Origin of the sequence: Streptomyces sp. NPDC047706 (genome assembly GCF_043204795.1) — a bacterium.
Classification (GTDB): domain Bacteria; phylum Actinomycetota; class Actinomycetes; order Streptomycetales; family Streptomycetaceae; genus Streptomyces.
The window spans coordinates 1-18710 of the sequence record NZ_JBIDCW010000042.1 but is presented as its reverse complement, the minus strand read 5'-3'; the positions used below and the strand labels follow the sequence as shown (position 1 = coordinate 18710).

General features: G+C 72.6%; 15 protein-coding genes and 1 tRNA gene. 7 read left to right on the top strand and 9 right to left on the bottom strand.

Annotated elements, in window-relative coordinates; genetic code table 11:
• Positions 1-123: 123 nt before the first annotated feature.
• The gene (locus tag ACGF8A_RS33165; protein WP_393114262.1) at positions 124-1590 is read right to left on the bottom strand and encodes an aminopeptidase P family protein; all 1467 of its coding nucleotides are present in this window, start codon (positions 1588-1590) and stop codon (positions 124-126) included.
• 111 nt (positions 1591-1701) lie between these two features.
• Positions 1702-3210, bottom strand: a complete 1509-nt coding sequence (locus ACGF8A_RS33160) for a PP2C family protein-serine/threonine phosphatase (protein ID WP_393114291.1) — start codon at positions 3208-3210, stop codon at positions 1702-1704.
• Positions 3211-3714: 504 nt separating this feature from the next.
• Between ACGF8A_RS33160 and ACGF8A_RS33155 the strand changes: the two genes are divergently transcribed.
• Both ACGF8A_RS33155 and ACGF8A_RS33150 read left to right on the top strand, forming a co-directional pair.
• Positions 3715-4380: a bifunctional DNA primase/polymerase gene (locus ACGF8A_RS33155; protein ID WP_393114259.1), complete on the top strand. Its 666-nt coding sequence runs from the start codon at positions 3715-3717 to the stop codon at positions 4378-4380.
• A gap of 55 nt (positions 4381-4435) precedes the next feature.
• Complete coding sequence (locus ACGF8A_RS33150; protein ID WP_393114257.1) at positions 4436-5023, top strand: hypothetical protein; 588 nt, start codon at positions 4436-4438, stop codon at positions 5021-5023.
• 254 nt (positions 5024-5277) lie between these two features.
• Here the strand turns inward: ACGF8A_RS33150 and ACGF8A_RS33145 are convergent, their stop codons facing one another.
• The 3 genes from ACGF8A_RS33145 to ACGF8A_RS33135 all read right to left on the bottom strand — a co-directional run bounded on the left by ACGF8A_RS33145 (position 5278) and on the right by ACGF8A_RS33135 (position 8323).
• Positions 5278-6243 (bottom strand): DUF5926 family protein, encoded by a 966-nt coding sequence (locus ACGF8A_RS33145; protein ID WP_393114255.1) that lies wholly within the window; start codon positions 6241-6243, stop codon positions 5278-5280.
• Positions 6244-6717: 474 nt separating this feature from the next.
• A complete protein-coding gene (locus tag ACGF8A_RS33140) occupies positions 6718-7356 on the bottom strand; it encodes an ATP-binding protein (protein ID WP_393114253.1) in 639 nt (212 codons plus the stop codon).
• A 139-nt stretch (positions 7357-7495) separates the two neighbouring features.
• Positions 7496-8323: a glycerophosphodiester phosphodiesterase gene (locus ACGF8A_RS33135; protein WP_393114250.1), complete on the bottom strand. Its 828-nt coding sequence runs from the start codon at positions 8321-8323 to the stop codon at positions 7496-7498.
• A gap of 237 nt (positions 8324-8560) precedes the next feature.
• Between ACGF8A_RS33135 and ACGF8A_RS33130 the strand changes: the two genes are divergently transcribed.
• From ACGF8A_RS33130 to ACGF8A_RS33120, 3 genes are all read left to right on the top strand, one after another.
• The gene (locus ACGF8A_RS33130; protein ID WP_393114248.1) at positions 8561-10054 is read left to right on the top strand and encodes a S1C family serine protease; all 1494 of its coding nucleotides are present in this window, start codon (positions 8561-8563) and stop codon (positions 10052-10054) included.
• A 505-nt stretch (positions 10055-10559) separates the two neighbouring features.
• Positions 10560-10895, top strand: a complete 336-nt coding sequence (locus tag ACGF8A_RS33125) for a hypothetical protein (RefSeq protein ID WP_393114246.1) — start codon at positions 10560-10562, stop codon at positions 10893-10895.
• Positions 10892-11521 carry a hypothetical protein gene (locus ACGF8A_RS33120; protein WP_393114244.1) on the top strand — a complete coding sequence of 210 codons (630 nt, stop codon included), beginning with the start codon at positions 10892-10894 and terminating at the stop codon, positions 11519-11521. The genes ACGF8A_RS33125 and ACGF8A_RS33120 overlap by 4 nt, the downstream gene beginning before the upstream one ends.
• A gap of 15 nt (positions 11522-11536) precedes the next feature.
• Here the strand turns inward: ACGF8A_RS33120 and ACGF8A_RS33115 are convergent, their stop codons facing one another.
• From ACGF8A_RS33115 to ACGF8A_RS33100, 4 genes are all read right to left on the bottom strand, one after another.
• A complete protein-coding gene (locus ACGF8A_RS33115; protein ID WP_393114241.1) occupies positions 11537-14062 on the bottom strand; it encodes a CHAT domain-containing protein in 2526 nt (841 codons plus the stop codon).
• Positions 14063-14070: 8 nt separating this feature from the next.
• Positions 14071-14394 (bottom strand): YkvA family protein, encoded by a 324-nt coding sequence (locus ACGF8A_RS33110; protein ID WP_393114239.1) that lies wholly within the window; start codon positions 14392-14394, stop codon positions 14071-14073.
• A 96-nt stretch (positions 14395-14490) separates the two neighbouring features.
• Positions 14491-16350 carry a CATRA conflict system CASPASE/TPR repeat-associated protein gene (locus ACGF8A_RS33105; protein ID WP_393114236.1) on the bottom strand — a complete coding sequence of 620 codons (1860 nt, stop codon included), beginning with the start codon at positions 16348-16350 and terminating at the stop codon, positions 14491-14493.
• A complete protein-coding gene (locus ACGF8A_RS33100; protein WP_393114234.1) occupies positions 16340-17773 on the bottom strand; it encodes a macro domain-containing protein in 1434 nt (477 codons plus the stop codon). Before ACGF8A_RS33100 ends, ACGF8A_RS33105 begins: the two co-directional genes overlap by 11 nt.
• A 130-nt stretch (positions 17774-17903) precedes the next feature.
• Here ACGF8A_RS33100 and ACGF8A_RS33095 point away from each other — a divergent pair, with 130 nt between their 5' ends.
• Both ACGF8A_RS33095 and ACGF8A_RS33090 read left to right on the top strand, forming a co-directional pair.
• A complete protein-coding gene (locus ACGF8A_RS33095; RefSeq protein ID WP_393114232.1) occupies positions 17904-18305 on the top strand; it encodes a CATRA system-associated protein in 402 nt (133 codons plus the stop codon).
• A 162-nt stretch (positions 18306-18467) separates the two neighbouring features.
• Positions 18468-18554 (top strand) — tRNA-Ser (locus ACGF8A_RS33090).
• Positions 18555-18710: the final 156 nt, after the last annotated feature.

Sequence of the window (18710 nt, the reverse complement as noted above, 5' to 3'; positions counted from 1 at the left end):
AACACCCCTTGGGGCCGCGCCGCCCCGCGTTTGGGGGGGGTCCCCCCCCCCCCCCCCCCCCGCGGCGCCCCCCCGGCGGGGGCCCCCCCGGGGGCGCCCCCCCGCCCGGCGCCCCGCTCCGGCTCAGCCCTTCAGCGAGGCCATCCACTCCTCGACCTCGTCCGACCGGCGGGGCAGCCCGGCCGACAGATTGCGGTTGCCGTCCTCGGTCACCAGGATGTCGTCCTCGATGCGGACGCCGATGCCCCGGTACTCCTCCGGGACGGTCAGGTCGTCGGCCTGGAAGTAGAGCCCCGGCTCGACGGTCAGGCACATCCCCGGCTCCAGGACGCCGTCCACGTACGTCTCGGTCCGCGCCGCGGCGCAGTCGTGCACGTCCATCCCGAGCATGTGGCCGGTGCCGTGCAGCGTCCACCGTCGCTGCAGCCCCAGCTCCAGCACCCGCTCGACCGGGCCCGCGACGAGCCCCCACTCGACCAGCCTCTCGGCGAGCACGCGCTGAGCGGCGTCGTGGAAGTCCCGGTACTTCGCGCCCGGCTGCACCGCCGCGATCCCGGCCTCCTGCGCCTCGTACACCGCGTCGTAGATCTTCCGCTGGATCTCGCTGAACCGCCCGTTGACCGGCAGCGTCCGCGTCACGTCCGCGGTGTAGTACGTGTGCGTCTCGACGCCCGCGTCCAGCAGCAGCAGATCACCGGAGCGCACCGGCCCGTCGTTGCGCACCCAGTGCAGCGTGCAGGCGTGCGGCCCGGCGGCGCAGATGGAGCCGTAGCCGACGTCGTTGCCCTCGACGCGCGCGCGGAGGAAGAAGGTGCCCTCGATGTAGCGCTCGCTCGTCGCCTCCGCCTTGTCGAGGACCTTCACGACGTCCTCGAAGCCGCGCACGGTGGAGTCGACGGCCTTCTGCAGTTCGCCGATCTCGAACTCGTCCTTGACCAGCCGGGCCTCGGAGAGGAAGACCCGCAGCTCCTCGTCCCGCTCGGCGGTGACCTTGTCGGTCAGCGCGGCCTCGATGCCGGCGTCGTGGCCCCGCACGACCCGCACCGGGCCGGTGGCCTCGCGCAGCGCGCCGGCGAGCTCGCGGACGTCGGAGGCGGGGATGCCGTGGAGCTGCTCGGCCTCGGCGAGCGAGTGCCGGCGGCCCACCCACAGCTCGCCCTGACCGTCCAGCCAGAACTCGCCGTTCTCCCGGTCGGAGCGGGGCAGCAGATAGATCGTGGCCTCGTGGCCGTCGCCCTGCGGCTCCAGGACCAGGACGCCGTCCTCGGTCTGGTTGCCGGTGAGGTACGCGTACTCGACCGACGCGCGGAAGGGGTACTCCGTGTCGTTCGAGCGGGTCTTCAGATTGCCCGCGGGGATCACCAGGCGCTCGCCCGGGAAGCGGGCGGAGAGCGCGGCGCGGCGGGCGGCGGCCTCGGCGGCCTGCGGGATCGGCTGCAGGTCGTGCAGCTCCGTGTCGGCCCAGCCGGACTTCATGTTCTCGGCCAGCTCGTCGGACACGCCCGGGTACAGTCCGTTCTTCCGCTGCTTGACGGGCTCTTCCTCAGAAGCCTCCACCGGGGTCTCCGGGAGCTCTTCGGCCACGGTCATCCTCCTAGATACGGCACTCGACCTCCTCCATCGTACGGTCGCACGAGAGGAGGCCCAGGGCCGTGGGACCCGTGACCGGCGCCGGCCCGTGGCCTCAGCAGCCCGGCGGCGTCACTCGAACCGCGCCGCCAGCAGCACCACGTCCTCCGCGCTGTCCGCCGAGTCCAGTCCCTCGGGGAGCATCGTGCGCAGGACGTGGTCGGTGAGCGCGTCCGGGTCCCGCCGTTTGGCCCGCGGCACACCGGCCGCCGCCGCGTGCAGCCGTGCGAAGGCCCGGTCCATGGGGTCGCCGGTGCGCTGGAGCAGCCCGTCGGTGTACAGCAGAACCGTCTCTCCGGGCTCCGCCTGCACCTCCACGCTGGGCGCCTCCCAGCAGGCGAGCATCCCGAGCGGCGCCGAGATAGACGTCTCCACGAACTCCGTGCGCCGCTCCCCGATCAGCAACGGCGGGCAGTGCCCGGCACCGGCGAGCGTCATCTTGTGCAGGGCGGGCTCGGCGTAGGCGAACAGAGCGGTGGCCGACCGGGCGGGCTCGGTGAGCCGGAGCAGCAGCTCCAGGTCGGACAGGACGGCGACCGGGTCCTCGCCCTCCATCACGGCGTACGCGCGCAAGGAGGCCCGCAGCCGCCCCATCGCGGCGATCGCGCTGGGCCCCGCCCCGCTGACGGACCCGACGGCGAGCCCGAGGGCGGCGTCGGGCAGCGGCAGCGCGTCGTACCAGTCGCCGCCGCCGCGCGGGCCGGTGCGGCGGCGAGCGGCGAGCTGGACGCCGGAGACGCGGGGGAGGCGGGACGGGAGCAGTTCCTCGGAGATGGTCGCCATGCACGCGCGCGTGCGCTCGACCTCCAGCAGCCGGGCGAGGTGTTCGCCGGCGTAACGGGTGTACAGGCCCGCCAGATGGCGCTGCCGCTCCACCGGTTCGGCGGGTTCGTCGTAGAGCCACACGGCGGCACCGAGGCGGGCCGCGGCGTCGGTGGCCAGGGGGAGGGCGTAGCTCGCGGCGTAGCCGAGGCGGCGGGCGACCTCGCGGTGGCGGGGGTCGAGGCCGTCCTCGGCGAGCAGATCGGGCCGGACGATCTCCCGGACGCCGCCCGGCGGCCCCAACGGGGCGTCCAGCAGATCGCCGTACGGCATCGCACCGCGCGGCACGGTCTCGATGTGTCCGAGATCCGCCTGGGCAAGGCCCAGACCGATGGTGCTGCCCGGGCCGAGTCCGTCGGCCGGTTCCAGTACGACGAGACCGCGCCGGGCGCCCACCAGGGCCGCTCCGGCACGCAGCAGCTCCTGGAGCGCGTCGGCCAGGGTGTCCGTACGGGCCAGGCGTTCGGTCAGTTCGTGCAGCGTGGTGAGGTCGGAGACCCAGCCGGCGAGCCGGTCCTGGAGGAGGGCGCCGGGGCCGGTGGTGACCACGGTGGCGGCCGATGAGGAGGGCGCGACAGTGTGTGCGGCGGTCGGAACCGCTGAATCGATTCCAGCCACTTTCGGAGGGTGCGGGGCGTTCATGGTGTCCGGCTTTCCGACCGGCGCGTTTTGCTCAGAAGCATCGCAAACCCCCATGTCATTTTGCGCCGCTAGCGGTGTCTCCACATGTACACGCACTCGTGAGGGGATGTCCAGCATTGTCCTGCTGGGATTCCTGGTGTCCATGGGCTTGTTGTGGTTCCGGGACGGATCTCCCGGGATCTCTTGCGGAAAGCGGAAGTTGGCTGAAAACTGCTTCAGGTAATGCCCCATTGCGGTCGACTGGGCTTGCTCGACGGAGCGTCACAGCGGTCGTGATGGGTACGTACTCGGTGAAGGCCAGGGGTGGTTGGGGGGCACCCGGAACCTGGTGACGGACCCGGGCGTCTTAACCACCGACGACCGAGCCCCATCCTCCCGTGACGGCGGCGAAGAGAAGTACGCGGGACGGCAAACGCCACACTTCGCCACCCCACGCCACGCCCGTGCTTCTGATGAACTCGGCATGGGCGCGGGCACAGCCAGCGTTCGGCCCACAGGGGTTACCCGTGCTCGATAGCCGGGATGTGATGCGCCAACAGGTACGCACAGTGAAGTGATCGACACATGATGTGATGTGGACCACGGTGTTGCCAGGCGTGCAACGGAAAGGAACGAGCGCTCATGCGCGAGATCCTCGGAAGGCGACGCAGGCTCCTGACCAGGCGGAACTATGGGAGGCCTGAGATGATCAGCGCGGCCCTGACCTTCGCGACGGAATGGAAATGGCCCGTACTGCCGGGCGTCACGGCGGACCCGCGGGGCGGAGCCCGCTGCGGCTGCCCCGACCCCGAGTGCACGGTGCCCGGCGCGCACCCCTTCGACCCCGGCCTCCTCGCGGCCACCACCGACGAGCGCATGGTGCGCTGGTGGTGGACCAACCGGCCCACGGCGCCGATCATCCTGGCCACCGGTGGCACGGCGCCCTGCGCGGTCAGCCTGCCGGCCCCCGCGGCCGCGCGCGCCCTGGCCGCGCTGGACCGCACGGGCATGCGCCTCGGCCCGGTCCTCGCCTCCCGCACCCGCTGGGCCGTGCTCGTCCGGCCGTACTCCATGGAGCAACTGGGCGAGCTGCTGTACGCGAAGGACTTCGTTCCCGGTTCGCTGCGCTTCCACAGCGAGGGCGGCTATGTCGCGCTGCCCCCTTCCGGGACCGGTGCGGGGGAGATCCGCTGGGAGCGCGCGCCACTGCCCGGTTCGGCCGCTCCGTGGGTGCCCGATGTCGAGGCCGTGGTGGACGCCGTGGTCGACGCACTCACTCGTACGGGTGTGAGCGCACCCGAGTTCTGAGGGTGTCGGGCGCGCGCGGAACCGGGCGCCCGGCCCCCATCGTTATCGTCCCCTCATGAATCTCCGCCTGCTGGCTCTCACGGCCGTCATGACGTGCGCGGTGGCGCTCCCGCTTGCCATGGCGTCCGCGGGGCCCGCGGGTGACGACCGCGATGCCAAGGCCGTGACGGTCCCGGGGCGCGGGGACGCAGCAGTGCCGGTCGAGGAGGACTCTCGCCGTGACGCCGGGACTCCCGGCGAGGATGCCGCCGCGCCCGGCCACTCCCGCTCCCCCCATCTCCTCGGCCTCGGACTGGCCACCGCCACCCGCTGCGGCCCCGAAATCACCTCGCCCGACGGCATCGAGGCGCAGACCTGTGTGCTGACGCAGGGCGAGGAGACGTGGGCGCGCACGTACTACCGCAACGCGACCGGCGACGCCCTGGACGCCGTGCTGAGCATGATGGGGCCGGCCGGGCGGACGGTGCAGATGCGGTGCCAGGTGGGTGCCGAGGACGAGCCGGCCAGCTGTGAGACGCCACGGGAGCGGACACAGGGGGAGCCCGCGGAGTACTCGGCGATCGCGGAGTTCGGGGCACGTGGCGGACAGGGGCCGTCCCTGCTCCGCTCGGGAAGCAACTCCGGCGCCTCTACGGACAGTTGACCGACGTCATCGGTGCGTGAGCGACTCCGCACAGGGAAAGACCCGGTTGCTGGCGACGGGGGATGCACCAGCAACCGGGATACTGAAACGGTAACAAGAGATCGGCGGTTCGCAAATTCGATCTCCCGTTTCCTCGGCCTTTCGGACACCGACTGGCTTGTCAGCAGCGGGAGTTGTGCCTGGAGTCACCCGTTGCGGGGGAGTCCGTTCGGCTGACCGACCGGTCAGCCGAACGTCGGTGAAAAGGCGGTGCGTCAGCTGAGCGTGACCTGCCGGTTGGTCAGGCCGCCGCGCGCACGGCGCTCGTCCGCGGTGAGCGGCGCGTCCGAGGCCAGCGCGGCCGCGAGCCGCTCGGCGAACTCGGCCGCCGGCTTCTCGATGTCCTCGGCGGTGACACCGCTCGGCAGGTCCCACACGGGCACGGTCAGGCCGTGCGCCCGGAAGGAACCGACGAGCCGCGTGCCCTCACCGAGGCTGGACCGGCCCGCCGCGTGCAGCCGCGCGAGGGCGTCCAGAAGCTGCTCCTCCGGGTGCGGCATGACCCAGCGCAGGTGGTTCTTCTCCGGGGTCTGGCACCAGTACGCCGAGTCGACGCCCTGGAGCTTGACCGTCGGGATGGCGGCGGCGTTGGCCCGCTCCAGCGAGGCGGTCACGTCCGGCGTGGCGTTCTCCGGGTCCGGCACCCAGAACTCGAACCCGGGGTGCACGACGGGCTCGAACGGCGCCTTCGGGTCGAGCAGATCCTGCAGACGGGGCCCGTCGGCGGGCGCGCGGCGGCCCTTCACCGGCGTGCCGGGCTGTGCCTGAAGCGCGCGCGTCAGGGTGTCGGCGAGGTCGCGGCTGATGTCGCCGGACGCGGTGTCGTTCTGCAGGCCCAGCAGGACCGAGCCGTCGTCGCGGCGCAGCGCGGGCCAGGCCATCGGCAGCACCGTGGCGAGGGTGACCGACGGGACGCCCTCGGGGAGGCCGTCCTTGAGGGTCAGCCCGGCGGTGGCCGCCGGAACCAGCTCGCGCAGGGCGACCCAGTCGCACTCGCCGGGCAGGCCCTCGAACGGGCGGTGCACCAGCTCGGTGGCGGCCTGGGCGGCGGCCCGGCCGTGGCACGCCTTGTAGCGGCGCCCGCTGCCGCAAGGACAGGGCTCACGGGCACCGACGACCGGGATCTCTCCATCCGTGAGCTGCGGGCGCGTGGCCTTCGTCTGAGGTCGCTTCTTGGCCATGGTGGGTGTCTCCCGGTTACGGCTCTTCTCGTACGTCGGGAGCCTAGCCGTTCGTGCGCGGGGTGACGGGATCCTGTGGATGAGCGGGGCGTTGTGGACGACCGGGGCGGTCGCCGGGGTGGCGTGGTCCTTGAGCGGCGGTCTGGGGTCGACCGGGCGCGTGGTGGGCGGGTCTGGGGTCGACCGGGCGTGGTGGGCGGGTCTGGGGTCGACCGGGCGTGGTGGGCGGGTCGGGGTCGACCGGGCGTGGTGGGCGGGTCGGGGTCGACCGGGCCTGCCATGGGCGGGGCTGGGGTCAACCGGGCCCGCGGGGGCGGGTCTCGGGTCACCCGGGGCCCGCGTGGGCGGCTCTGGGGTCACCCGGGTGCCCGCTGCGGGCCGGGCGTTGTCCGGGTCGTCGCCCGCAGGTGGTGGAGGATGCCTCGGAGTCGGCTCGCGCCGTCTCAGCCTCCCGCCCCGCCCCCGGCCGGGGCGTCAGTCCAGATCCTCGAACGCGTCCGCGAAGTCCAGATCGGCGATGGCGGACACCGGCGGGGCAGTTACACGCGTAGCGAAGTCGTCGCGGCGGTGCCCCGCACCTGGATCGTGTACGCCGTCGTGGACCACCACCCACACCGTGACTTCGCCCTGGGTGTCGTCCCGAACGCCCCAGTCGTCGGCCAGCGCCGTGATGATGTTGAGCCCCCGGCCGCCGTGCGCGGTGACCGAGGGTGTCGCCGGGGCCGGGCGGGTCGGCCCGCCGCCGTCCGTCACCTCGACCAGCAGCCTGCCGCCCGGGTCCACGCGCCACGCGGCCCGGACGTCACCGTCCCCGGCCAGGGCGTCGCCCAGCGGCCGGCCGTGCTTGCACGCGTTGCTCAGAAGTTCGGAAAGTATCAGTACGGCATCGTCGATGACCGATTCCGCAACACCGCCGTTGCGCAACTGATCGCGCATCCGGTGTCGCGCCTCGCCCACGCCCGCAGGGCCATGGGGTACGGCCATGCTCGACGACGTGGGCACCTCCTGTGCCACCACCAACGCCACCCCCGAGACCTCCTTCGCCCCACGCCACGGTGTGGATGCCCCATGGGCCTGTACCGGAAACCGGCCAATCCGCGTCCGGCGACGCATTCGCAACGACCGAACACGCAAAGAACGCGCCGGAGCACTCCCTGTGATGGACCCGTCAGTCCGTGGCCGGATTTCGACGGTGTGGCCGAGATCGGAGAATGGTGCAGGAGGGCCCGGAGGTCAAGCGTCGTTTCATGGGTCAGCGACCCAGTTGGTCGAGCACCGCGCGCGGGCGGTTGGTGATGATGGCGTCGATGCCCAGGTCGACGCAGAGATCCACGTCCTCGGGCTCGTTCACCGTCCATACGTGCACTTGGTGGCCGGCCCGCTTCAGGCGCCGGACGTACGTCGGATGACTACGCACGATCCGCATCGAGGGGCCCGCGATCCGGACACCCGCGGGCAGCCGTCCGTCACGCAGCCGTGGCGAGACGAACTGCATCAGATACACCACCGGCAGCGTCGGCGAGGCGGTCCGGACGCGATGCAGGGAGCGTGCCGAGAAACTCATGACCCGTACCGAGGACTCCTCGGGAGCGGGCGGAGCGTCCAGTCCGAACCGCTTCAGGAGCGTCAGCAGCCGCTCCTCCACCTGCCCGGCCCAACGTGTGGGGTGTTTCGTCTCGATCGCCAGCTCCACCCGCCGCCCGGCGTCCGCGACGAGGCCGAGCAGCCGCTCCAGGGTGAGTACGGAGGTCTCCGCCGGGTCCTCCGGCCGGTGCACCCAGTCGGGCTCCTCGTCCCGGTGGTGCAGTGACCCGCGGTACTTCCAGGAGCCGAAGTCCAGGGTGGCGAGATCGGCGAGCTCCAGGGCGGAGACCGCGCCGCGGCCGTTGGACGTACGGTTGATGCGACGGTCGTGGACGCACACCAGGTGTCCGTCGGCTGTCAGCCGCACATCGCACTCCAGGGCGTCCGCGCCGTCCTCGATCGCCTTCTTGTAGGCGGCGAGGGTGTGCTCGGGGGCGTCCTCGGATGCCCCGCGGTGGGCGACGACCTGGGGCTGGTGCTGTCGTGCGTGGGTCACCCGCGTCATGGTGCCATCGGCCCTGGGCGGCCGTGAGGGCGGAGGCAATTCGGCCGCGGCCGGAATGCGGCCTTTTGATCGGACTGCTCCCATATAAAGGTAAGTCGAACACCCACAGCAACCGCTTATGGTGCCCTGACGGGCTGTGGGAAAAGCTGACGGCATACAAACTCACAAGCGAGCGCAGAAACAGTCGCATCGCGCCTGACCAACAGCAGTGGACCGAGGAGAAGAGCTGTGAGCACCGAGAACGAGGGCACTGCGGTACCCCCGGCCCCGTCTGCACCTCCCGTGCCGGTGGACACTCCCGCAGCCTCCCCGCAGCACCCCGCGCACGCCCCCGCCTACGCGCCCACCGACGACGCCCCGACGGCGCCGATGCCGGTCACGCCCCCGGGCGCGCCCGGCACCCCGGGCGCCCCGGGGCAGCCGCCGCACGCGCCCGGCGCGCCGGCGTACGCGGCGGCGAACCCCCAGGGCGGCCCCCCGGGTGCTGCCCCCGAGGGCGGCTGGCCGCCCCCGCCGCCCCCCACGCACGCGTACCCGGAGCCGGGCGCGGGCGGTCCGGGCGACGGCTCCGGCTGGGGGACGTCGTACGCGCAGCCGGCGCCGAAGCCCGGCGGCCGGCGCGGTGGTCTGCTGGCGGCGGTCCTGGTGGCCGCACTCGTCGCGGGCGGCCTGGGCGGTGGCATCGGCTACACGCTGGCCAAGGACGACGACACCAGCTCCACCACCGTCTCCGCCTCCGACAGCGGCGGTGACCTCAAGCGCGACGCCGGTACGGTCGCCGCGGTGACGGCCAAGGCGCTGCCGAGCACGGTCACCATCGAGGCCGAGAGCAGCAGCGGCGAGGGCGGCACGGGCACGGGCTTCGTCTTCGACACCGAGGGCCACATCATCACCAACAACCACGTGGTGGCCGAGGCGGTCGACGGCGGCAAACTGACGGCGACGTTCCCGAACGGCAAGAAGTACGACGCCGAGGTCGTGGGCAACGCGCAGGGCTACGACGTGGCGGTCATCAAGCTCAAGAACGCCCCCTCGGGCCTGAAGCCGCTCACCCTGGGCGACTCCGACAAGGTGGCGGTCGGCGACTCGACGATCGCGATCGGCGCCCCCTTCGGGCTGTCGAACACGGTCACGACGGGCATCATCAGCGCCAAGGACCGCCCGGTGGCCTCCAGCGACGGCACCGGCAGCCAGGCGTCGTACATGAGCGCGCTGCAGACCGACGCCTCCATCAACCCGGGCAACTCCGGCGGACCGCTGCTGGACGCCAAGGGCAATGTCATCGGCATCAACTCCGCGATCCAGTCCAGCAGCAACGGCGGCTTCGGCACCGGCCAGTCCGGCTCCATCGGCCTGGGCTTCGCCATCCCGATCAACCAGGCGAAGTACGTCGCCCAGGAGCTGATCAAGACGGGCAAGCCGGTGTACGCCAAGATCGGTGCGTCCGTGTCCCTGGAGGACACCAGCGGAGGCGCGAAGATCACCGACACGGGCGCGGGTGGCACGGACCCGGTCGAGGCGGGCGGCCCCGCCGACAAGGCCGGCCTGCAGCCCGGCGACGTCATCACCAAGCTCGACGAGACGGTGATCGACAGCGGTCCGACACTGATCGGCGAGATCTGGACGCACAAGCCCGGCGACAAGGTCACGATCACCTACGAACGAGGCGGCAAGACCAACACGGTCGAGGTCACCCTGGGCTCCCGCGTCGGCGACAGCTGATCGGCGCGATCCGGTCCGACGCGCGCTTTGGACCGACCGACCGACCGACCGACCGACCCGACCGACCGACCCGACCGACCGACCCGCCCGCCCGCCCGACTGACCGACCGCCCGCCCGCCCGACCGACCACAAGGGGTGCCCCCTCGCCGGGGGCACCCCTTGTGCCTGAGCCAGTTCACCCCCGTCATGGGCGAAAAGGTCGATCCGGGGAGCTTCGTCTGCCGCCGCAGGAGCGGCGTCCTTCGAGAAGGTCACCGCAATGGCCGACATCGCGTCCTCATCTCCCACTCCGGGCACGCCGGGCCAGGCAGTGACCCCACGCCCAACGGCCGGTGACGGTCAGCGTGCCCAACCAGGCGAACGGCGCCGTCCGCTCCGGAAGCGAGAAGGAAGCGGTACGGAAGCGGTCGGGGGCTCCTCACGGCAGCACTGCCGCGGGTTTCCTCGGGGAAAGGTGCCCGCCCGGCAGGGTGGGCACGTCATCCGTGCCGAAGGAGGCCACCCATGCGCGGGCAACAGGCGCAGTGCCTACGGAGCGACCTGCCCTACGCGGAGATCAGCCGCGACGACTACGCGGAGACCGCCGCACGCGACTTCGTCCCGTTCCCGGTCTCGGCGGGCATCACCCTTCTCGAGGGCCCGTGTCCACGGTGCCGGGGGACGATGTCCGTGCACCTCGTGGAGGACATCGTCCGGGGCGGCGGGTCCACCACGGCCACGGCCGAGCCCTACCACACCATGCGGTGCGGGTGCCGGAACGCACACGCCGGGCGACCGGACGGCCGTACCGGCTGCGGAGCGTACTGGAACATCGTCGTGGCACGGGCGGAACCGTCGTGACCGGGCCGGTACTGCGGTCCGGCCCCCCGGCGACACCCGGCGACCTGCACCGGGCACACCACCGCGAGGAACTGCTGAACGGGGCCGAGCTGGAGCGCATCCGCTCGGCGGCGGTCGCCTGGCGCAACGGACTGGCCGGGCTGATGGCCGGGCTCATCGGCTTCGGTCTGGTCAAGGGCCGCTCCGACATCACGCAGCTCTCGCCCACGCCGGGCATCGCGGTGGGCGTGCTGCTGGCGCTGGCCGCGGCGACCGGCGGAGTGGCGGCCTGGTGGGTGCTGCGGGCCGCGCACGGCATGCCCCGGGTGCGGCCCGCCGCCGGGCTGCCCGGCCGGGTCGCGGACGAGCACGGGCAGGCCACCGCCGCCGCGCGTGACCTGCGCCGCGGCAGTGCCCTGGTGGTGGCGCACGCGGTCGTGCTGATCGCCGCCGTCGGCGTGACCTGGTACGGCCCGGCCCGGGCGAAACCCCGGATCGAGGTGGTCACCCCCGACGTCACCGCGTGCGGCGTCGTCCGGCTGGTCGAGGACGGCACCATGACCGTACGTACCGGGAGCGCGGACCTGCGCGTTCCGCTCGGGGAGGTGCTCAGCCTCAGCGCGGTCGACTCGTGTCCGGCCCGCTGACCGGCCCGCCGGTGGTCAGCGGCCCATGTGCACGAAGGGCGCCCACAGCGTGACGGCGGCCTCGGAGGCGGCGATGTCCCGCAGTTCCCGTGTCGCGCTGTGCAGGGCCCGCGCCACGTCCTCCGTGGTGGGGTCGGCCCGCTCGGCGACCGCGGCGAAGACCGCCTTGGCCGCCTCGGCGATGACCACGTCGTTGGCCGTCCACAGCGAGCCGATCACGTCCCGCCAGCCCGCGAAGCGCAGTGCGGCGGTCAGACTGATGGCCTCGTCCATGTTGACCAGTCCCCCGTTGGCCGTCTCGCACGCCGCCAGGAAGGCCAGGTCACCGCAGTGGGCTTCGCCCGCGAGCTGAGCCACGGTCAGCACTCCGTCGTGCAGCACCAGCCCGCCCCGGGAGGGGTCGGCGAGGTCCTGTTTGCCGTGGCAGCCGAAGTGGGCGTAGCGGTGCCCCCGCAGCTCGTCGCGCACCCGCGCCCCCGTGGCGTCCCCGCGCTCCAGGCAGGTGTGCCGCTCGCCCGGGAACAGCTCGACCAGCCGCTGCTTCTCCAGCAGACTGAGATCGGGGTGCCCCTCGGTCTCCGGCATCGCGACGACGAGCAGCCGCGCGGGTTCGGTGTGCGGTGCCCGAGCCGGCTCGGTGGTGGTCAGCAGGCGGAGGGTCGGGGTGTACGAGGAGACGACCCGGTCCAGCACGGTGTCGCCGGGCTCGCTCCCGACGCCGTGGTGACCCGCGGCGTGCAGGGGCACCAGCGACAGCACACTCGTCGGACACCACCAGATCCGGGGCAGCGTCTCGTCATCGGCCCCGGGGGCGTGGCCGAGCGCCGTCATGACCGGTTCCGCGATCCTCTCCCAGGTCCACTCCAGCAGGTCACGCGCGTGCGCGTTGCGTTGCTCACGCTCCGCCCCGACCTCCCAGAGCAGCACGCCCAGATGCGAGAAGAGGGTGTCGAGCGCCTCGTCGAAGACGATTCCGGGCAGCGGCACCACCCGCACGCCGGCGGCCGAGACCACCAGCGCGTCACTGCGCCAGCGACTGAAGTTGATCAGTACGGCGTCCCCGTCGACGGCCCAGTGCTCCCTCAGGTAGGTCAGCGTCACCTCGGCCGGTTCGACGGCCGACGCGGCGGCGAGCGACTGGGCCCAGATCACCCCACGGCCCCGTTCCAGGAGTTCCACGGCCAGGGCGGCATCACCCGTGTTCAGCGCGCACGCCGCCGCGTCGGCAGCCAGTCCGATCCAGGCCCGCCGCGCCAGGTGCAGTTCCTGGTCGGACCGGTCGAGTCCGCGGTGAGCCAGCAGCGGCAGGGTGTGCACGGCGATTCGGTAGGCCTCGAGTGCCGAGGTCCAGGCGTTGCGTTCGGCTTCGAACATGGCCCACTTCTGGGCCGTGTCCAGCCGCGCCCAGGAATTGACGCCGTCCGTCCCGGTCACCTCCCGCCAGGCGGCGACGGCGACCTCGGCGTCGCCGGTTTCCCCGGTCAGGTCGTACCGCATGCGTGCCGCCGTGGCCCGGTTGGTCAGGAACTCGCCGCGGCTGCGGTGCACCCGCGGCAGTACCGCCACCAGCGTGTCGCTCGTCGCCCGTGCCTCGTCCAGGTAGTCCACGCGCGCCAGCAGCTCCCCGGCCCACATCATGGTGGCGACATGGTGGTTGAGGATGTCGCCCCGGGCCGGGTGCCCGGCCGGGAGGCCCCGGACCGCCTCCCGGCTCGCCTCCACCGCCTCCGTCAGCAGGTTCTCGTCACCGTCGGCACGGCGGCCGGCATGGCTCAGGACGATCGCGAGGTGGGAGAAGGCCAGTGACCTCTCCGTACTGCCCCGCTCGACCACCCGCGCGGCTTCCCGGCACCGTCGCACCGCCTCCTCCAGGTGACCGCCGTCCTCGGACATCTCGTACTCGAACAGCAGGGCCATCCCCAGCGCCGCGAGGAACTGCGCCCGGTCGGGGAACTCCGCCGGAACCTGGTCGCACACCTCGCGCAGCAGCCGCACGCCGTCGGTCAGGTCCTCGCGCCGCCCGACGGCCCTGAACCGGCTGACGAGCGCGCCGGCGACGCCGTGCGCCACCAGCACCCGCAGCAGGGGGTGCGGCCACTCCCCGTCCAGCGGGGGCCGCCCGAGCGAGATCGCCTCGTCGAGGTGGGCGGTGTCGCCACCGTCCCCCTCGTACCGCAGGCACAGCGCCGTCACCCGGTGTCCGACCGCCACGAGATGGCCCGGATGATCCTCGGGCAGGAGGACGAGCAACTCCCGCGACTCGGCCGACAGCCGCTTCAGGTCCTGGGCCGACCCACTGAGGCGGTAGCGCAGCATCAGCGCGCTCACGAGCTGGATCTTCGCCCGCGCGGGATCGGGTGGCGCGCTCTCCGCCCGCCGGGTGAGGTGGCCGACCAGCGCGTCGAGGCGGTCGGCGGGCAGCCTGCCCAGCCCCGCCTCGGTGAGCTGGAAGTCGATCTCCTTCTCCTCCCTGTCGGCGCGGACCTGTTCCGCCAGCGCCGTACGGGCCTCACGGACACGGTTGAGCAGCCTTCCGAGCATGCGTCACCTCACCTGATGCTGAGGGCGTCGGACCTGGCCCCGCCGTGGTCCGGCAGTACGCCCAGCCTCCTCGCCGTGCTCTCGACGTAGCGGATCGCCAGCACGAGCAACCCGATGTCGTCCAGGTACACGGGGTCCGGAAGCAGGTCGACGGGGCTGAACGTGTAGAGGAGGGACACGTAGAAGACCATCTTGTTCGAGAAGGGCATCTCCTCGTGGCGGAGCAGCTTGGAGACCTTCCACAGTTTGACCACGAGCGCGATCGCGATCCCCAGCATGGTCACGACCGCGACCGCGATGACGATCAGCAAGACGGTGGGCAGTTCACTCATCGGTTCCTCCTGCGCGACTCACCGCACCGTGCGAACGTGCGGACGGGATCTGCGCCCGTGACCCCCATCAGACAAGCGCTCCCGCTTCCGCGGGAATCACCCGCCGCTTCCGGTTCGCTTCCGGACCGCTTCCGGCCCTCCGCCGGGGAGCCCCGGCGGGAGTGCCGGCGCGTCGTCCGGCGGGCGTACGGGTGCCCGGTCGTAGGCGTGCAGGGCACCGAAGTCCCCGGCGCTGAGCCAGTCCTGCCCCGGGTACCGGACGCGGCACCCGGCGAGTTCCAGCCGACTGGCGAGTTTTGACCGGAAGTCGGGGGTGTCGGTGACCGTGATGTAGTTGAGGCCGCCGAGATCGGTCGCCGGGCGCAGCTCGCCGAACTGGAGCAGTACGGTGCGGGAGGGCTGGAAGGCGAGGGCCATGCCCAGTTCCAGCAGGACGTTGGGACGGGCCTGGAGGCCCGGTTCGCGCTCCGCCCGCGGTTCCTTCGGTCCGTGCAGGCCGGGGTGGAGGTGGACGATGTCATCCGGGGTCAGCAGCACGACGACCGCGCGGGCCAGCGGTATCGCGCGGGCGACCGCCTCGCCGAGCGTGGGCGTCGCCTTTCCCGTGCGCCCGACCACCTCCTCCCACTCCAGGGGATTCAGTCCGATGGTGCGCAGGAAGTCGAAGACCGCGCGGCGGGCCGGTTCGTCCCGGCCGTAGACGACGAAGACGTTGCGCGCCGGATCGGGTTCCTCCGCCCCGGTGGACAGGCCGGGTTGCCAAGGCGCCTCGGCAGGCGCCTGCGGCCAGGGAGCCGGGCCGCGGGTGGGGGCCGGCCTGATGGCGGGTGGCCGGCCGGCGGCCGGTTCGACGCTCTGCCCGGTGGCGGGCGGCCCGCCGGACGCGGACGTCAGCGCGGCCCGCTCGGCGGCCACCGCGAGGTAGGCGAGTTGGTCGTCGAGGCGTTCCAGGAACGAGCGGGCGAGGGCCGCGTCGTCGGCGAAGGGCCCGCCAGGGGTCAGCATCCCCTCCAGGTCGAAGGCCCGGTTGAGGTTGTCGGCGGCGATCTCGACCGTCCGGTGCATCTCCTGAAGGCCGGTGCGCAGCAGGAGGGCGTCGAACCGGCGCAACCGCAGCAGGTCCGTCTCCGCTGCGCCACCCGCCCCGAGTGCACGCAACTGCGATCCGAGCCGGTCGATCGAGTCCCGCAGCTGTCGTGCCTGGTCGTCGCGGCGCCACACGCGGAGCTGGTAGCGGAGTTTGGCGGCGTGCGCCAGGTAGCGGGCCAGCGGCGGGATCGCCGTGTCGCCGTTCGACCAGACCCACGCGCTGGCCACCGGGTCGGCGTCCGGGCGGATCGCCAGCACGAACCGCCGTCGCGCTCGCTCGTCGGGCGCGGCGGGGTGTTCCCACAGCGCCGCCGCGCCGTCCGGGAGAACGACACCGGGCTGAGGGCCGGGCAGCCCTTCCGCGGTCTCGGGAAGCAACGCGTGCAGTGACTGGCGGAGTTCGGCCGCCGCCGCTCGTATGCCGGCCTCCGCGTCCACGCGCGTCAGATGGAGCCGGGCCTCGCCGATCATCAACGGCAGGTGTTGGGCGACCAGGGTGTGCCACTGGTAGTCCTGGGTCCGCCACCACGGCCATCGCGTGCCGGTGGCGCCGTCCGCGGGCAGCCGGGCCTCCGGCGGGGCCAGTGCCACCGAGAGAGTGAGCAGGTCGTGGTGCCGGCGCAGTATCGCCTGGCAGCCGGCACCCGCTCGCTCCAGGGCGGCGACGGCCCCCTCGCCCTCGGGAACGACGTCGTCCAGGTGGTCCGGTGGCACGGGGGGAAGTCCGGTGCCCGCCACGGGCTCCGTCATGCGCAGCAGCAGCGCGCACCCACGCCAGATCTCCCTCAGCCCTCGATAGGCGGCGGTCGCGTCGGGGCCGTCGGTCGGCGCGTAGAGGTGGGCGACGAACTGCTGGTCAAGGATCACCGATGCTCCCGCTGACTGCCGTCGGCTCGTCCTCCCGCCAGTCGTCGCGGGCGGCCCGTACTCCGTCGCGGTGTCGTCCGTCGCCGGTCAGCGCCTCCACGTACTGGGCGACCTCGGACAACCGCACTCCCCGCAGATCCTGCGGACGTAGGACGATCCGCAGTTCGGGGGTGACCGGCCCCTGCCGGCAGGCCCGGAGGAACGACTCCACGATCATGACGATCACCTGCTCGCCACGGAGCGGGACCCGGGCCAGCCCGGCTCCCACCAGCGGTATCGCCACCGGCCGGAGCAGCCCGTGCACCGCCACGGACTCCCACAGCCGCTCCAGTGACACGCCCAGGTCCTCGGGGCTGGAGCGGGCGACGAGGTCGAGACCCTGGTGGCTGTACGCGACCGCGAACGCTCGCCCGCCGGGCTCCGGCAGTGACAGCGGGACCACGGTCCCTATCGGGTAGCGAAGCCGTTTGCCCTTCGGTTTGTCCCGGGCGGACTCCCGGCCGACCGGTGTCACCGCGCGCAGCCCGCTGCGCAGTTCCCGGTCCAGGAGTGTCCGGTCACCTCCGTAGCGCCGGTGCAGCAACTGTCCCTGGACGCTCTCCCGGCTGATGATGGCGTCCCTCTCGGTGGCGGTGTCGAAGGTGTCACCGAAACCGGCGACGAGGCTCGCGTCCGTCTCCTCGAAGAGATCGCCCCGCTTGACCACCAGCGAGGTACGCAGGGCGGGGAACTCCCGCCGCAGGAGTTCCGCCCCGTGCCGTTCGCGCAGCTGAGCCCGGAGCTTGGTCAGAGCGGCGAGGGCCTCGAGATCGTCCGGGCGCCCCGCCACCAGCCGTTCGGCGACCGGCAGGGCCAGTTCGGGATGGCCGGAGTCGGTGTGCAGGACGATCAGTTCGGCGCAGACGGATTCGTACGTCGTGGTCAGCCGCCGTATCAGGGGCTCGGCGAAGACCGCGTCCGCCACCTCGGGAAGTGGCCTGCCCCGCCACAGGCCGAGTGCCTTGGTGAGCAGCACCGTCGCGGTCGCCGGGGCAACGTGTGCGGCCTGGTTGAACAGGCCGGTGAACTCCAGGACGTCGCTCTGCTCCGGGTTCAGCACCAGACGGTAGGCCGAGTCCCGGCCCTGTCCCGTCAGCACCTGCTCGGTGCGCAGCACCGACGTACCGTCGCTCGCCCCTGCGGAGTCGAGGGCGCGGCGCAGTTCCAGTACTCGTTTCTGGACCTCGGTGCGGTGCGGGCGGCTGATTCTGCCACGGACCGGTTCTCCCCAGAGGTCCGTGTACAGGTCGCCACAGGGCACCGCCTCGCCCTCAGCGGTGACGAGCCGGAGCAGCAGCCTGGTGGTGAGGGGGGTGAGTCTGATGTCCTCGCCGTCGCGGCGCACGACAGTGTTGCCCAGAACGTTTATGTGGATGCACGCCACTCACGACTCCATCGCCGACCCCGTTCCCCCTGGGGGGTGACATCGAGCCTACCAAGAGCGTTCAAGGGCGCACCGTGCGTAAATACGTTCTCCTCCCGGTGAGCGGAATCAGCCCGATATGCTGAAGTTCATGCCGCAGCCCCACGCGTTCTCGCCCCGGCCGCCCGACGGGGACGGCAGGACCGCGCTCGTCGCGCAGATCCTCACCCTCCTCGAACACTCCGTGTCGCGATGGCAGTTGCCCGAGACCGACTGGCAACGGCTCGACGGCCCCGTCGACGCGCTGACGGCCACGGGAGCCGACACCGACGTCCCGGCACTGCGCAGGGCGCTGGTACAGCTGCAACTCGCGGCGCCCGACCGCATCACCCCGGTGACCAGGACCGCGGTGGTCTGCGCACCCACCCGACTCCGGGAGAGGGTCAACCACTTGGTGCACACGCTCCGGGCCGGCGCAGAGGGATCCGTCCCCGAGCCCGCCCCGCGGCCCACCGACGAGCCGCGCGGCGCCGGCTCCACCGGCCGTCAGTGAGGTCCTCCGCCCGGTGGCGGCCGGGGAGCACGGCGCCCAGGCCCTGGGCTGCCGACGGCATACCGGGCGACGCCGTGAGTGGACCCCGTGTGGGCCACGAATCCCGCGCGGCGTCCCGGGCCGGTACGCTGTACCCGCTCCGCCCCTGGTGGGCGGCGCGGAGGTGGGTTGCCCGAGCGGCCTAAGGGAACGGTCTTGAAAACCGTCGTGGCAGCGATGTCACCGTGGGTTCAAATCCCACACCCACCGCCCGCTGGACGGGGGGGGGGGGGGGGGGGGGGGGGGGGGGCGGCCGGGGGGGGGGGGGGGGGGGGGGGGGGGCGGGGGGGGGGGGGGGGGGGGGGGGGGTGCCCCCGGGGGGGGGGGGGGGGGCTCGGTGGTCGACCTGGGCCTGGGAGCGGTCCG

What these genes read in the sequence shown, in the direction of transcription:
- ACGF8A_RS33145 (WP_393114255.1), bottom strand. Translation starts at nt 6,243, where the DNA reads ATGGCCAAGAAGCGACCTCAGACGAAGGCCACGCGCCCGCAGCTCACG.
- ACGF8A_RS33155 (WP_393114259.1), top strand. Translation starts at nt 3,715, where the DNA reads ATGCGCGAGATCCTCGGAAGGCGACGCAGGCTCCTGACCAGGCGGAAC.
- ACGF8A_RS33140 (WP_393114253.1), bottom strand. Translation starts at nt 7,356, where the DNA reads ATGCGTCGCCGGACGCGGATTGGCCGGTTTCCGGTACAGGCCCATGGG.
- ACGF8A_RS33150 (WP_393114257.1), top strand. Translation starts at nt 4,436, where the DNA reads ATGAATCTCCGCCTGCTGGCTCTCACGGCCGTCATGACGTGCGCGGTG.
- ACGF8A_RS33110 (WP_393114239.1), bottom strand. Translation starts at nt 14,394, where the DNA reads ATGAGTGAACTGCCCACCGTCTTGCTGATCGTCATCGCGGTCGCGGTC.
- ACGF8A_RS33115 (WP_393114241.1), bottom strand. Translation starts at nt 14,062, where the DNA reads ATGCTCGGAAGGCTGCTCAACCGTGTCCGTGAGGCCCGTACGGCGCTG.
- ACGF8A_RS33125 (WP_393114246.1), top strand. Translation starts at nt 10,560, where the DNA reads ATGCGCGGGCAACAGGCGCAGTGCCTACGGAGCGACCTGCCCTACGCG.
- ACGF8A_RS33160 (WP_393114291.1), bottom strand. Translation starts at nt 3,210, where the DNA reads ATGCTGGACATCCCCTCACGAGTGCGTGTACATGTGGAGACACCGCTA.
- ACGF8A_RS33165 (WP_393114262.1), bottom strand. Translation starts at nt 1,590, where the DNA reads ATGACCGTGGCCGAAGAGCTCCCGGAGACCCCGGTGGAGGCTTCTGAG.
- ACGF8A_RS33095 (WP_393114232.1), top strand. Translation starts at nt 17,904, where the DNA reads ATGCCGCAGCCCCACGCGTTCTCGCCCCGGCCGCCCGACGGGGACGGC.